Source organism: Coprococcus sp. AM11-30B (assembly GCF_027674365.1).
Classification (GTDB): Bacteria; Bacillota; Clostridia; order Lachnospirales; family Lachnospiraceae; genus Allocoprococcus; species Allocoprococcus comes.
Map to the genome: position 1 here is coordinate 1 of NZ_JAQDVB010000018.1, position 14,867 is coordinate 14,867.

General features: G+C 42.1%; 18 protein-coding genes. 15 read left to right on the plus strand and 3 right to left on the minus strand.

Features of this window, described 5'->3' with window-relative positions; all coding sequences use genetic code 11:
* Nucleotides 1-161: 161 nt before the first annotated feature.
* From PGU50_RS12355 to PGU50_RS12375, 5 genes are all read left to right on the plus strand, one after another.
* Nucleotides 162-599, plus strand: a complete 438-nt coding sequence (locus PGU50_RS12355; RefSeq protein ID WP_004844961.1) for a radical SAM mobile pair system MarR family transcriptional regulator — start codon at nt 162-164, stop codon at nt 597-599.
* Nucleotides 596-976, plus strand: a complete 381-nt coding sequence (locus PGU50_RS12360; protein WP_270247110.1) for a hypothetical protein — start codon at nt 596-598, stop codon at nt 974-976. Before PGU50_RS12355 ends, PGU50_RS12360 begins: the two co-directional genes overlap by 4 nt.
* Entirely contained in the window at nt 964-1,872 is a 909-nt protein-coding gene (locus PGU50_RS12365; protein ID WP_270247111.1) for a radical SAM mobile pair protein B, read from the plus strand. Before PGU50_RS12360 ends, PGU50_RS12365 begins: the two co-directional genes overlap by 13 nt.
* Nucleotides 1,873-2,404: 532 nt before the next feature.
* Nucleotides 2,405-2,602, plus strand: coding sequence for a hypothetical protein (locus PGU50_RS12370; RefSeq protein WP_117557584.1), 198 nt, complete (start codon nt 2,405-2,407; stop codon nt 2,600-2,602).
* Between the two features lie 88 nt (nt 2,603-2,690).
* Nucleotides 2,691-3,689, plus strand: coding sequence for an aromatic acid exporter family protein (locus PGU50_RS12375; protein ID WP_270247113.1), 999 nt, complete (start codon nt 2,691-2,693; stop codon nt 3,687-3,689).
* 80 nt (nt 3,690-3,769) lie between these two features.
* Here PGU50_RS12375 and PGU50_RS12380 read toward each other — a convergent pair whose 3' ends face one another.
* Entirely contained in the window at nt 3,770-4,978 is a 1,209-nt protein-coding gene (locus PGU50_RS12380) for an MYG1 family protein (protein WP_270247114.1), read from the minus strand.
* 68 nt (nt 4,979-5,046) lie between these two features.
* On the opposite strand from PGU50_RS12380, the gene PGU50_RS12385 reads away from it, so the two are divergent.
* The gene (locus tag PGU50_RS12385) at nt 5,047-5,289 is read left to right on the plus strand and encodes a hypothetical protein (protein ID WP_022220014.1); all 243 of its coding nucleotides are present in this window, start codon (nt 5,047-5,049) and stop codon (nt 5,287-5,289) included.
* Here PGU50_RS12385 and PGU50_RS12390 read toward each other — a convergent pair.
* Together PGU50_RS12390 and PGU50_RS12395 are read right to left on the minus strand one after the other, a co-directional pair.
* A complete protein-coding gene (locus PGU50_RS12390) occupies nt 5,273-5,761 on the minus strand; it encodes a GAF domain-containing protein (RefSeq protein ID WP_055158593.1) in 489 nt (162 codons plus the stop codon). The genes PGU50_RS12385 and PGU50_RS12390 overlap by 17 nt on opposite strands.
* Before the next feature lie 11 nt (nt 5,762-5,772).
* Nucleotides 5,773-6,180, minus strand: a complete 408-nt coding sequence (locus tag PGU50_RS12395; protein ID WP_055158591.1) for an RrF2 family transcriptional regulator — start codon at nt 6,178-6,180, stop codon at nt 5,773-5,775.
* 236 nt (nt 6,181-6,416) lie between these two features.
* On the opposite strand from PGU50_RS12395, the gene PGU50_RS12400 reads away from it, so the two are divergent.
* From PGU50_RS12400 to PGU50_RS12440, 9 genes are all read left to right on the plus strand, one after another.
* A complete protein-coding gene (locus PGU50_RS12400) occupies nt 6,417-7,451 on the plus strand; it encodes a glutathione S-transferase C-terminal domain-containing protein (protein ID WP_270247115.1) in 1,035 nt (344 codons plus the stop codon).
* 12 nt (nt 7,452-7,463) lie between these two features.
* Nucleotides 7,464-8,501 (plus strand): glutathione S-transferase C-terminal domain-containing protein, encoded by a 1,038-nt coding sequence (locus PGU50_RS12405; protein ID WP_008369934.1) that lies wholly within the window; start codon nt 7,464-7,466, stop codon nt 8,499-8,501.
* A 25-nt stretch (nt 8,502-8,526) separates the two neighbouring features.
* Nucleotides 8,527-9,390: a transporter substrate-binding domain-containing protein gene (locus tag PGU50_RS12410; RefSeq protein WP_117835104.1), complete on the plus strand. Its 864-nt coding sequence runs from the start codon at nt 8,527-8,529 to the stop codon at nt 9,388-9,390.
* Nucleotides 9,390-10,133 (plus strand): amino acid ABC transporter permease, encoded by a 744-nt coding sequence (locus PGU50_RS12415; RefSeq protein ID WP_008369937.1) that lies wholly within the window; start codon nt 9,390-9,392, stop codon nt 10,131-10,133. Before PGU50_RS12410 ends, PGU50_RS12415 begins: the two co-directional genes overlap by 1 nt.
* 3 nt (nt 10,134-10,136) lie before the next feature.
* Nucleotides 10,137-10,895: an amino acid ABC transporter ATP-binding protein gene (locus PGU50_RS12420; protein ID WP_055249387.1), complete on the plus strand. Its 759-nt coding sequence runs from the start codon at nt 10,137-10,139 to the stop codon at nt 10,893-10,895.
* Between the two features lie 70 nt (nt 10,896-10,965).
* Nucleotides 10,966-11,763 (plus strand): GNAT family N-acetyltransferase, encoded by a 798-nt coding sequence (locus PGU50_RS12425; RefSeq protein ID WP_243000017.1) that lies wholly within the window; start codon nt 10,966-10,968, stop codon nt 11,761-11,763.
* A 16-nt stretch (nt 11,764-11,779) separates the two neighbouring features.
* A complete protein-coding gene (locus PGU50_RS12430; RefSeq protein ID WP_172676616.1) occupies nt 11,780-12,214 on the plus strand; it encodes a GNAT family N-acetyltransferase in 435 nt (144 codons plus the stop codon).
* An 89-nt stretch (nt 12,215-12,303) separates the two neighbouring features.
* Complete coding sequence (locus PGU50_RS12435) at nt 12,304-13,443, plus strand: trans-sulfuration enzyme family protein (RefSeq protein ID WP_117835103.1); 1,140 nt, start codon at nt 12,304-12,306, stop codon at nt 13,441-13,443.
* A gap of 108 nt (nt 13,444-13,551) precedes the next feature.
* Nucleotides 13,552-14,679, plus strand: coding sequence for a M20/M25/M40 family metallo-hydrolase (locus tag PGU50_RS12440; protein WP_270247117.1), 1,128 nt, complete (start codon nt 13,552-13,554; stop codon nt 14,677-14,679).
* Nucleotides 14,680-14,867 lie beyond the last annotated feature (188 nt).

Genomic DNA, 14,867 nt, shown 5'->3' on the forward strand with positions numbered 1-14,867 from the left:
AAGCCGCACGTACGGATCTGTGAGGGGCTAAGATTGAGAGGTCTTAGTCTACTCGACTGGAGAATTGAAAAAACGGAATTTACCTATTAAGACATATAAACTGTTGACAATAAAGCTCCTATATAGTATGTTTTAATAAACTACTATATAGGAGCTTTTGTATGGAAATGAATGGAGGATTTCTTGTTACCAAAATAAAACAGCTTGGAGACCGGATTTTCGAGAAGATTCTCAGTGAAAAGAATATTGATGCGTTTAATGGAGCCCAAGGGCGTATTCTTTATGTGCTGTGGCAGAAGGATGGTATTTCAATCAGGTCACTCTCGACTAAATGCGGATTAGCGATAACATCTCTTACTACGATGCTGGAAAGAATGGAAAATCAAGGGCTGATAAGCCGTGTTCAGTCTGAAACGGACAAAAGGAAAACACTCCTGTTTCTGACTGAGAAAGCACATGCCTTAAAGGGCGAGTACGATTCTGTATCTGATGAGATGGGCAGTATTTACTACAAAGGTTTTTCAGAGGAAGAAATTACCCGGTTTGAGGAATGTCTCGACCGCATCAGAAAGAATCTTGAGGAGTGGCAGAAGTCATGAGTATTTGTATCAAAGATCAGATTCAGAACATGAATATCGTCATTGGCTGCACAGTGGGGTGTACATATTGCTATGCCCGCAACAACGTGAAACGCTGGCATGTGATTGATGACTTCGCTGACCCTGAATTCTTTCCGGGTAAGCTCAAGATGATGGAAAAGAAACGTCCGCAGAACTTTCTTCTTACCGGCATGAGCGATCTCTCCGGATGGAAGCTGGAATGGGCATGGTCTCTGACGGACCAGGCACATAAGCTCGGCATTCCGGTGTTTATGAAGGAAGACCTTGTCCCTATCATAGGGGATGAAAATATGATTCAGGAAATGCCGGAAGAATTTAATAAAGTGTTAGAGGTACAGAAATCATGGCAGAAGTAATAAATGGAATCCTCATTCGTGAGGTGGAAACAAAGAACATCATGACTAAGTCTAGTCTGCCGGTAGGCGGTTACTCGGTCAATCCCTATGTGGGCTGTACACATGCCTGCAAGTATTGCTATGCTTCTTTTATGAAGCGCTTTACCGGGCACAAGGAGGAATGGGGTACTTTCCTTGATGTGAAGCATTGGCCGGAAATTAAAAATCCGAAGAAATATGCCGGACAGCGGGTGGTCATCGGTTCTGTGACAGATGGCTACAATCCACAGGAGGAGCAATTCGGGAATACCAGAAAACTTCTGGAACAGCTGATCGGCAGTGACGCAGATATTCTGATCTGCACAAAGTCGGATCTTGTGGTACGGGATATTGATCTGCTGAAGAAGCTTGGACATGTAACCGTTTCATGGTCGATTAACACACTAGATGAAAATTTCAAGAACGATATGGATTCTGCTTCGAGCATTGAGCACCGTATCTCTGCTATGAAGCAGGTATATGAAGCAGGTATCCGTACAGTCTGTTTCGTATCCCCGGTATTCCCCGGTATCACGGATTTTGAAGCAATCTTTGAGCGGGTAAAGGATCAGTGCGATCTGTTCTGGCTCGAAAATCTCAATCTTCGAGGCGGTTTCAAAAAGACAATTATGGATTATATCGCCGGAAAATATCCTGATCTTGTACCACTTTACGACGAGATCTATAACAAGCATAACCGCAGCTACTTTGAAGCACTTGAAGTAAAAGCTGAGAAAATGGCTAAGAAGTATGATTGTGCCTTTGTGGATAATGAAATGCCTTATGGCAGAGTCCCGCAGGGACATCCGGTGATCGTAGATTATTTCTATCATGAGGAAATCCGTGGGACAGAGAATACCGGAAAAAGAAATCGCTAACTTCAAGTTGTATATTTCATCAAAAGTTGCATATTTAAATAAACAAGGGGAGATGATAAAATGAAAGCTCATGAATATTGGTTCAGTCACTATGGTGTCAGGAGAAATCCGGGCATCTTTTTTATGTTTTTTTGCACTTCAAAAAATAATTTCTAAAATCATGTCCGATTTTGTCTCTCCCAATACAGAGTATATGCAGCTTTTTCTTTTCATTCTTCGGCGAGTTTTTCTTTGAGATTTTCTTCACGCTTATCGTCGAATACAACGGCTGCATTATTCAAAAATTCTTTCTTCCATACTGATTTTAGTATATCAGATTCATTATAATCCGTCCGAAAAAGTGTCTAAATTTATGAGACCATTATAGGAGAGTAAAGATAAAAAAAGGTGGTTTATTAGTCTGATAATCGGTATAATAATGATTACAGGGGTTGTTTTGGATATTTGCAATATGAGCATGACATAGATGTGTATGGTTCAGCTATGATCAGTCGGTTCCGAATGCATTATATATGACTGTGTATGCATCAAAGTGGCAGACGAAAAAAGGAACACAGCTAATGATACACAATACTATTATGATGTGAAAAACGAAAAAGTACTCATGATTTTTGACGGTATGGTTGATGGTGAAGATAATCCAGAGCTTATTGAAAAAATCGAAAATGCAATTCAAAATTATTTTTGGAGTGGAGCAGGTATGATAGAAGTAAGAAAATATTTGACATAGTTATCCTGCTCTCGGCATCATAAATATGGATACAAAATCAAGTGTACAGAATTTGTGGGGAGATACGCATGAAATTTCAGGAGGAACAATGAAAAGTAAAAAGATTGGGATGCAGGCACTAAAAATTGCGATAGGAAGCAGTCTGGCGATTTACATAGCCAATCTGTGTGGACTGAAGTATTCACTGGCTGCAGGAAGTGTTGCACTTCTTACAATGGTGACTACAAAGTGGAAAACTGTCAAATTATCGGTAGCGAGGGTTGTAACATTTATAATTTCAGTACTTATGGCACTTATTATATTCTCAGCAGTAAAATCAGAATGGATGGCATATGGTATTTATGTGTTTTTTGTGGTTATTATCGCAGAGATGCTTGGATGGGGAGCAACGATTTCCGTAAATGCACTGATCGGAATGCATTTTCTGGAAGTCAGAGATTTTGAATTTGATTTTATTGCAAATGAATTTATGCTGGTATTGATCGGAATTACGATGGCACTGGTCCTGAACTTGTTTTATGATTATGGAAGTCAGCGCAAGGCGTTGGTCGAAAATATGCGATATACGGAAGAGCGTCTGCAGATGATACTTGGAGAGATTTCGGCATATCTGGCGAATAAGGAAATGCAGAGAAATGTATGGGATGATATCTGTGCGTTGGAAAAAGAGGTTCAGGGCTTTATCCAGGATGCCTATGAATATCAGGATAATACGTTTCACTCACATCCGGGATACTATATCGATTATTTTGAAATGCGTATGAAGCAGTGCAACGTGATCCATAACTTACATTATGAGATGAAGAAAATCAGGCATATGCCAGATGAGGCAATGATCATTTCGAGTTATGTGTTTGATATGCTGGTATGTGTGAAGGAACATACAGTTCCGACAGCTCAGTTGGATGAACTACATGAACTTTTTGCGATTATCAGAAAAAATCCACTTCCAAAGACCAGAGAGGAATTTGAGAGCCGTGCGATGCTGTACCATATCCTGATGGATCTGGAAGAATTCCTTGTATTTAAAAGAAGGTTTGTGGATGGACTGGATGATAAAAAGCGAAAATTATACTGGGATAATTAAGCTCTCATTTGTCAAAAAGAATGTGTTATGGCACATTCTTTTTGACACTTTCAGATCATCAAATTCCTGATAATAAAAAATCAGGAACCGGATGGGATACGGATAATAAGTTTTTCACCGTCTTTTGTAACAGAAGTAAGAACCGGGATATGCTTTTTGCGAAGCTGATGCACGACCGGGTAAAGAGAAAACATATCTCCATCGACATAGACAGCTTCCGGTTTCGTTTTCAGCATATCTTTTACCAGATCTTTGATATATTTTTTCCACTCTGTTTTTTCCATTTCTACCTCAGCATAAATTCCATTGATATCTAAAGCAGGGAGATCAGGCAGAGGTTTGTGGATAATTTTTACATGCGTGAGTTCTGGCAGCTTCATTAAAAGTGTGTTTGTAGAAGTGTCGGAACTGAGATTTACAAGGGTAATCTCGTCAGTAAAGGTATCCAGACTGATCTGACATGCTTTTCGTGCATCTTCTAAAGTAGCTGTAGTCATTAAAAAGCCGCCCTTGTGACAGAAAGAAGCACTCGAAAGACCGGTTTCTTTCTGGAGTTCTTCATTTTCCAGACCGAGCCATTCAGATGGAAAACTGCATTTATAATTCAGGGAATATTCTTTTTTCTGAGGCTGGATACAGTAACCACCGCGGTTGGATGGAAAAATAACGAAAGCGATATCTGTTTCGGAAAGACGTTTCTGGCATGGAATGAATTCAGGAAGGACCAGAATACGGGAATCAGCTTCAGGATTTTGTACTTCGAGAATTTCTTCGATCCGCTTGTCAGCACGTTCATTTCCAAGGTAACGGGCAAATTTATTGTCAAGGATCATTCCGGCAACACTGACTGCACGGAAAAAGGCTTCATCGGTTCCGCCATCTTCGTCCCAGGAAGGATTGAAGCTTCCAATCAGTGAAGCCAGTTCATTTTTTTCACCGGTATTATCATTATTATCCAGTGGCTGGACAAAAGCTTCGTCAAACTTAGCAGCAAGCTCTTCCCCCAGGATTTCGGTACCAAGTTCTTCCCAGAGAAGGCCGAATGCCGCGTAAGGGATGCCATTTTCACGGATGCGGCTGTCTTTCTGGTGATGGTCATATCTGCCGCGCCCAATGTCGAATATGATGCCGTCAAAGTCTTCGGGTACTTTATTACCACGAAGGATTGTAATTTCCGGATTTAAATATAATAACAATGCAGAGGAAAATACATCATCTGCGTGGAATTTTCCACTATGTGTAAATGCAGAAGCATCTTTTAGGCGGATCTTTTTTAATAATTCATTCATCTTAATCTCTCCAAATAAAAATAGTTTTGCTAATGTAATAATGTATAAGCAGAAAAGGAAAATGTCAAGTGTGGAAAATAGTAGAATTCCGGGCTGTTTCGCAGAGAGGATGGGGAGTTTTGTCAGGATGTGATAATAATCCGGATCATAATGTGCCATCACGCTATGAAAAGATTTATGGATTTTTAGAACTCCCGGATACGCCGGAGGAAAAAGTGGGTTCTCTCCGGCATCCGGGGGAAAAGTCACATGGATATGCAGCTGAGGTGATCGTAAGCTATCTGGAAGAACAGCTTATCTGTCAAAAATAGATTCCAGGATTCTGACAAAGTGTTCCAGCCCTTCCTGATCTTCTTCATCAAAACGGGCGAGAACAGGGCTGTCGATATCCAGAACGCCAACGATTTCATTTCCTTTATGAAGCGGAATCACGATCTCGGAATTAGAGGCGCTGTCGCAGGCGATATGTCCCGGGAACTGGTGGACATCCTTTACCAGCATAACCTGATCGTTTGCCACAGCGGTTCCGCAGACACCTTTACCGATTTCAATTTCAATACAGGCAGGTTTGCCCTGGAAAGGACCAAGGACGAGCCTGCCTTCTCTCATCAGATAAAAACCAACCCAGTTGATGTTCAGAAGCGCATCACCGAGAAGGGCCGATGCATTTGCCAGATTTGAGATCTGGTGAGGGATTCCGTCAATCAGACCGCGGAGGCGGATTGAAAGCAGGGAATACAGTGGCTTTTTATCAACTGGCCATTCAAAATTCGAAGTATTCATAAAAAATCTCCTTAAATATTTCCGTTTAACACATCTTCCAATGTAATCTCGTAGAAGAAATCATGTACCATTCCATCAAATTTCTTCCACAGAGGGAGTGTAATGCACTGTTCTTCACGGCTGCAGACCTCGGCACCTGGAACCAGGCAGGCGACTGTAGCAAGATTGCCTTCCGCAAGTTCAAGAATCTCGCCGATAGTGTATTCAGAAGGTTCCCTGGTAAGCTGGTATCCGCCCCCTTTGCCACGGCGTCCTTTTAAGAGTTTCTTCTTTACAAGAATTTTCAGGACAATTTCCAGGTATTTTTCGGAAATTTCCTGGCGGATTGCGATCTCGTTAAGCGGAACATATTCTTCGTCCTTATGCTGGGCGAGATCAATCATCACGCGGAGTGCGTAACGTCCTTTTGTAGAAATCATAATTAGTTTTCCCCCATTTTTTTATATGTACAATAGCAGCACCAGAGAGTTTATGAACCCTGGTGCCTTTTTACCTATTATACCGTAGGGTTATATGTGTTTCAAGGAAAAAACAAAAAAATAAAATAACCTATTGACTTAGTAGGTAATAGATGGTATTATACCAACTAAATTGATAGGAAATAAAGGTTATACAAAATAACAAGTACTGATAAATATGAACGGAGGAAGAAATAATGGAAGAATTTGATTATGAAGTAGTAAATGGAAGAAAGATCCGTGTACGTCCGCAGGAAGTTGTATCGGAGATAGATGAGAATGGATATTTTGTCCGCCAGCCAAATCATTTTACAGAAGGATTTGGAGAAGGCAAAAATCCGGTAGAAAAAGGCAGATACCATCTGGTATGGGCAAAGCTTTGCCACTGGTCTAACAGAGCTTCGATCGTAAGAGAACTTCTTGGACTGGAAGATGCAATCAGTGTCAACATGGTTGATCATGCAAAGCATGAGAAGAATCTTGGATGGGAATTCGTATACGACAAAGATCATATCGATCCGGTCCTTGGAATCCAGTTCTTAAGTGAAGCTTATTACAAAGCAGATGATGATTACACAGGAAGAACAACGGTAACGGCTTTGATCGATACAAAGACAGGAAAAGTTGTAAATAACGATTACACCTGGCTTACCAATTATTTTGAAGTAGATTTTAAACCGTTCCACAAAAAAGGAGCACCGGATCTTTATCCGGAAGAACTCAGAAAAGATATCGATGAGATGAATGACTGGCTCTTTGATAACATTAATAATGGAGTTTATAAAGCAACCTTTGCAAGATCAAAGGAAGCTTACTGGGATGCCTATAATTCTTTTTATGCAGCAATGGATATTCTGGAAAAACGTCTGGAAAATCAGAGATTTCTCTTTGGAGATTATGTGACAGACAGTGATGTGAGACTGTATGTGACGCTGGCGAGACTGGATATTCGTTACACCTGGCAGCTTGGACATACCAAACACCGCCTGATCGATTATCCGAATCTGTGGGGATATGCAAGAGACCTGTATCAGATTCCGGCATTCAGAAATAACACCTACTTTAAGGATTTCGCAAATCCAAACAACAAGAAGGTCGGCGCATTATTTTTTGAATCTTTCAATGCAAGATTTCTGGATGAGATTAATTTTGATGCATACTGGGGTGCACCGCATGACCGTGCACATTTAAGCAGCGATCCGGGCAATAAATTTAAGGCAGAAGAACAGTAGGAGGAACGAATTATGGCAGATTTTGAATATGTAGATGTAAATGGAAGACAGATCAGAGTAAGACCGAGAGAAACCGCACAGGAAATTGATGAATATGGAAATTTCCATCGTCAGCCCAACCGCTTCACGGAAGGTTTTGGAGAAGGGAAAAATCCAGTAGAAAAAGACAGATATATTCTTTTCTGGGCAAAAGGATGCAACTGGTCCAATCGGGCAGCGATCGCAAGAGAGCTTCTCGGACTTGAGGATGCAGTGAAAGTTGAGATCGTAGACTGGACAGACCGGGAAGAGAATCTTGGATGGGAATTTGTAAATTCCCCGGATCATATCAATCCGGAAACGGGCGCACAGTTCTTAAGTGAGCTTTACTACAATGCGGATGAAGAATACACAGGACGTACAACCGTTCCGGCATTTGTAGATTATAAGACAAAGAAAGTGGTAAATAATGATTACCACTGGCTTACAAATCATCTGGAAACAGCGTTCAGACCATTCCACAAAAAGGGAGCGCCGGATCTTTACCCGGAAGAATTAAGACCGGAGATCGATAAGCTGAACAAATGGCTCTTTGAAAATGTAAACAACGCTGTTTATCGAGCGCAGTTCGCTGAATCCTTACAGGCATTTGCCGATGGATATGAGACATTTTTCGCAGGGCTTGATGCAATGGAGGAAAGACTTGCAGACAAGAGATTCTTATTCGGAGATTATGTGACAGACAGTGATATCCGTCTTTATACAACCATCGCAAGACTGGATGTGTCTTATTCAAGAAATATCGGACCTTGCAAACACCGTCTGGTAGATTACCCGAATCTGTGGGGATATGCAAGAGATCTGTATCAGATCCCGGCATTCAGACATAACACATATTTTAAGGATTTTGCGGCATCTGTCGATCTGAATGAAGCAGATGAAGAGTATTGGGAAAATACATACTATGATATCGTGGTGCAGGAAACAGACTGGGATACTATCTGGAAGACACCGACAGGAAGAGAATCACTCAGTAAAGATCCGGCACACAAATTTAAAGCAGAAAAATAACAGACGAAAGACGAGGAAAAATATTATGAAAAAGTTGGCAAGCATTTTAGCAGTTACACTGGCAGCAGGAGTCCTGGCTACAGGATGCGGATCTTCTTCAGGAAGCGCTTCAAAGGACAGCTCTTCAGACAGTGGAAAGACAGTAATCAAAGCAGCAACCGGAGCAAACGCAAAACCATATGTCTATGTAGGCGATGATGGCAAGCCGGCAGGATACGATGTGGATGTACTGAATGCAGTTTTTGATAAACTTCCGGATTATGAACTGGAATATGAAGTGACTGATTTTGGATCTGTACTTTCCGGACTGAACAGTGGAAATTATCAGATCGGAGTTAACAACTTCTCTTACAACGAAGACCGTGGAGCAAGTTATCTTTACTCTTATCCATATGACAAGATTAGCTATGTATTCGTAACAAAGAAAGGTGGAAAAGAGATCAAATCATTTGAAGATGCAGCAGGACTTTCTTTTGAAGGTGGTACAGGAATCAGCGTATCCAATGCAGTAGAAGCATGGAATGAAAAGAATCCGGATAAAGCGATCAATATTACTTACTCGGATGCAGATACATCTGTATTTTTACAGCATGTAGCAGACGGATCGCAGGATTTTACGATCATCGATCTGGCAATGTACAACTCTTACATGGAAGAATTTAACTATGATGTGCAGAAAAATGATATTCCGGAAGATGAAGCAAAAATGATTGCAGAAAACTCTTATGCATATTATATTTTCCCACAGGATCAGAAAGATTTAAGAGAACAGGTAGACAAAGCACTGAAGGAGCTGAAGGAAGACGGAACCCTGACTGAGATCAGTAAAAAATGGTATGGTCAGGATGCCGCACCGGAGGATGATAAGTTCGAGGAGACGATTAACTAATGGGTAAATTATTTGATGGAAAACTGGTATTTACACAGATACCGCTACTTTTAAAATATCTTCCGGTCACAATGGAACTGGCTGTCACGGCAATGATCGCCAGTCTCATCCTGGGACTGCTCCTTGCACTTGTGAAGATTAAAAAGGTACCGGTACTGAAACAGCTGGTAAGTATCTATATCTCGGTCATCCGCGGAACGCCGATCCTGGTTCAGTTATATGTGACCTATTTCGGTATTCCGATGCTCCTGAAATATATCAACTTTAAATGTGGAACCAACTACAATGTCAATGGAGTCGCACCAATCGTATATGCATTCGTTGCTCTGGCACTCAATGAATCTGCATTTAACGCAGAGATCATCCGTGCCTCCCTTGAATCAGTAGATAAAGGACAGGTTGAGGCAGCAAGCGCTTTAGGAATGAATTATTTCCAGGCATTGATAAGGATCATCCTTCCAGAGGCAATCGTGGTAGCACTCCCATCCCTTGGAAATGCATTTATCGGACTGATCAAAGGAACTTCTCTTGCATTTGTCTGTTCCGTAGTGGAGATGACCGCAGAAGGAAAGATTCTTGCGGGAAGAAATTACCGTTACTTTGAAGTGTATATCTCACTGGCAATTATTTACTGGGTAATTACTTTCGTACTTGAGAGAGTGATCAGCTATCTTGAGAAAAAGCTCCGGGTACCGGAAGATGCACCGGCACTTTTAGATATCAGAGATACAGAGGTGGAATAAGGTATGATCGAAATCAAAAATATATCAAAAACATTTAAAAATAATAAGGTTCTTGATGGGATCGACCTTACCATCAATCAGGGAGATGTCGTAGCGATCATCGGACCTTCTGGAACAGGAAAATCCACATTTTTAAGATGTGTGGACAGACTGGAAAAACCGGAAACCGGAACCATAACGATTGACGGTGAGACACAGGATCTTGCACATATTCATGGCAAAGATTTGACAGAGCTTCGGAAAAAGACCGGCATGGTTTTTCAGAATTTCAATCTTTTTTCAAAGAAGACAGCACTTCAGAATGTAATGGAGGGGCTGATCGTGGTAAAGAAGATGAAAAAAGAGGAAGCAGAAAGGATTGCGAGAGAGCAGCTTAAAAATGTAGGTCTTCTGGATCACGCAAACCATTATCCGAGACATATGTCAGGTGGTCAGCAGCAGAGGGTTGCAATCGCAAGAGCACTTGCGATGGAGCCAAAGCTTTTGCTTCTGGATGAGCCGACATCTGCACTGGATCCGGAGCTTGTCGGAGAAGTTCTGGATACGATCAAAAAAGCGGCAAATGAAGGATATACAATGCTTCTGGTGTCCCATGAGATGAGCTTTGTACGAAACGTTGCAACCAGAGTGATCTTCCTGGACGGAGGAAAGATCCTGGAAGACGGAACGCCGAGAGAAGTGTTTGGAAATCCAAAGAACGAACGTGTCAAAGAGTTCTTTACAAAGATCAACCGGATGGAAGAACCGGATTATTCAATTTAAGAGAAAAAACAAAATCGGCTGAGGAATCAGTCGATTTTTTCCAACAGAATAAAAGAAGGGAGCGAAAGCAATGAGTATCAGACTGGTGACAGACAAGGAAAATGTAGATTATCAGGCAGTGGCAGATATTTTAGACCATTTTGGACTGAGTCATTTTGATGCCGCTACAGAAGAAAAAATATTTAAGAACAGCTATGCGACGGCATTTATTTACGATGGAGACCAGGTAGTTGGCTGTGCGAGGGCAATTTCCGATGGCGTGTGTCAGGCTGCAATCTACAATGTGGCACTTCTGGAAGGATACCAGGGGCAGCAGCTGGGACGAAAGCTCATTGATTCGCTTCTGGAACAGGTAAAGGGATGTAATGTTATTTTGTATACACATCCGAAGACGGTATCCATGTATGAAAAAATGGGATTCCGCAGACAGAAGACGGGCATGGCGATTTACAATGGAAATGCAGAAAGTCTGAAGTGGATGGAAGATACCGGATTTCTTCTGGAAGAAGGCTATCGTTTTGGTGACAACTATTATGAGAGAAGGCTTGCAAACCAGAGATACTTATTTGGTGACAGACTGACTGAATCTGATGTGCGTCTTTATGTGACACTGGTACGATTTGACTGTGCATATTATCCGGTATTTCGTCTGAATAAAAAGCTTCTCCGCGATTATCCGAATCTGTGGGCATATGCAAGAGATTTGTATCAGACACCGGGATTTGGCGACACAACGAATTTTGCGGCGATCAAGAAGCATTATCATATCGATTGCTGCCCGTCCAATGAATTTGCAATCGTGCCAAATGGACCGGATGAATCCTTATGGCTGACACCACACGGAAGAGAAAAATTATCCGGAAAATAAAGAAAGCGGGGAATGAATGATGAAAGCAGTCAGAGTGACAGAAGAATGGCAGAGAGCCGGCGTACACTATGTGCGGACACAGGCAATGTGCCTGGGATTTAAGATCCCGCTTGAGGGAGAATTTTCAGATGACACACCGGAAGATGAATATATTCTGGTGATGGACGGAATTTATCCGGTATCCACCTGCAGGCTGCATTATCTGGATGAACATACCGGAAAAATTGAGCGCGTGGCAACACTGGAATCCTATAGGGGAAGACATTACGGACAGGCAGGGATCATTGAGGCGGAAAACTGGATGCGCGAAAAAGGTGTGACAAAAATCTATATCAATTCCAGAAAAGCGGCACTTGGATTCTATGAAAAGCTCGGCTATACCGCAGATTTTTCACAGGTAAGCGGCTCCGGAGAGTTTGAATGTGTGATGACGGAGAAAGAACTTGCGTAAATTTATGAAAAGAAAACTGGATTTTGGCAGAAAGATATTGTACAGTAAATAGCAACATTGATTTATAGAAACAGGAGAGATAGACAAGAATGAAGTACGGAATTGATACACGATGTCAGCATCTGGCTGACGATAATAAGGATGAAATATATGGGGCGATCAGTTATCCAATCTATCAGTCTGCAACATTTGCAAGAGACAGAGTAGGCGGAGGAAGTGGTTATGACTATTCCAGATTACAGAATCCGACGAGAGAACATCTTGAGAAGATCGTAGCATCGCTGGAAGAAGGGATCGATGCACTGGCATTTTCGACAGGAATGGCAGCAATCACAGCTCTGATGGAGATTTTCAAACCGGGCGATCACATCATCATTGATGAGGATCTTTATGGAGGAAGCGTCCGTCTGTTCCACAGCATCAATGTGAAAAATGGACTGACATTTACCAGCGTGGATTTAAGCAGTGTGGATGTAGAGGATTATATTCAGGATAACACAAAAGCAATTTATGCAGAGACACCGACCAATCCGATGATGCGTGTATCCGATCTGGAAGAACTTTCAAAGAAAGCAAAAAAACATGAACTTCTTCTGATCGTGGACAATACCTTTTTATCACCATATTTCCAGAATCCGCTGAAGCTTGGTGCTGACATTGTTGTGCATAGCGGGACAAAATATCTGGGTGGACATAATGACACACTTGCAGGTTTTCTGATAACAAACCGCGAGGACATTCAGGAACAGCTTCGTTTTATCATCAAGACGACAGGAGCAACCCTTGCACCGATGGACAGCTGGCTGATCCTCAGAGGGATCAAGACGCTTGGAGTCCGTATGGAGAGGGCACAGGAAAATGCACTGAAGATCGCACATTTTCTGGAGAAGCAGGAGTATGTGACAAGGGTGCTTTATCCGGGGCTTGAATCACATCCGGGTTACGAACTGATGAAAAAGCAGGCAAGAGGATTTGGTTCGATCCTGACCTTTGAAGTAGATTCCAAAGAGAGAGCATATCACATTCTGGAAAATGTAAAACTGATCCAGTTTGCGGAAAGCCTAGGAGGAACTGAGACTCTGATCACTTATCCGATCACCCAGACGCATGCGGATCTTTCCAAAGAAGAGCTTGACCGGAACGGAATTACAGACAGGATTCTGAGATTGTCTGTTGGAATTGAGGGAGCAGAGGATCTGATCGCAGATCTGGAAGCTGTATTAAAATAAATCAAATAGAATTGTGTATAAAGCGGAAGATATCTGTGACCGAAGGTGTATTAGCGGACAGATAGCCGGCAGATGGAATATGACCGTGCAGATAAGGAAGTGGCAGAAATGAGTAAAATAAAGGTAAATGAACAGCGGGCAGTCGATGAATTTCAGGAACTGACTGCGATCGATGCACCAAGCTTTGGGGAGCGTCAGATGGCAGACCGGCTGATCGTGAAATTAAAAGAACTTGGTTTTGAAGTAGAGGAAGACAATGCCGGAGAACATTTCGGAGGAAATGCCGGAAACTTATATGCATATCTTCCGGGAGATCTTCCGGGAGATCCGGTCCTTTTGTCCGGCCATATGGATACGGTTGAGCCGTCCAAAGGCAAGAAAGGGATCATCGGAGAAGACGGTGTGATCCGTTCCGCAGGAAAAGCAGTTCTTGGAGCTGATGATGTGGCAGGACTTGTGGAGATTCTGGAAGGAATCCGCAGTGTAAAAGAAGCGGGAGTACCACACCGGGATATCGAGATTCTTTTTGCAATTGCAGAAGAGCTTTATATCAAGGGCAGCAGCGTATTTGATTTTTCAAAGGTTCGTGCAAAAGAAGCCTATGTACTGGATATCAGCGGACCGGTTGGAAGCGCGGCATATAAAGCACCGTCTCTGATTTCTTATCAGGTGGTAGTAACCGGGAAGGCATCCCACGCCGGATTTGATCCGGAGCACGGCGTTCATGCGATCGCTATTGCATCCGAAGCGATCACGCAGATCAGTCAGGGACATGTGGATGAAGAGACAACCTGCAATATCGGATTGATCGAAGGTGGGAGCGGAACGAACATTGTTCCGGAAAAATGTATTGTAAAGGGAGAAATCCGGAGCTATTCTCATGAAAAAGCGACTCATTGTGTAGAAGAAGTGGGAAATACCTTCAAAAAGGTGGCTGAAAAACATGGAGCTGAATCAGAACTTACCTGCGAAGTTCATCTGATCGCTTATGAGACAGCAAAAGACAGTGTGCCGGTAAAACGGTTTGAAAGAGTAAGCAAAAAGCTGGGACTTGCAGGAAATCTTGTAGAGACATTTGGCGGAAGTGACAACAACAGCTTTGCGAAGAACGGGATTCCTGGACTGGTGCTGTCAAATGGAATGTACCAGGCACATTCGGTAAATGAATATACGACAATCAAAGATCTTGTGACAGGAGCAGAACTGATCGCCGGGCTGATCACCGATGAGCAGTAGTGGATGTTATTATACAGAAAAGACGCCAAAAGCGTCTTTTTTATATTGATAGAAGAAAAACAGATAAAACATATTGAAATTAAATGTTTTTAAAATAATTCCCTATTAACCTATTGACAAAGTAGGTAAAAGTGGATATAATGCAACTATCAAATTTGAAAGATCACTATAGAGATCACGATACATCA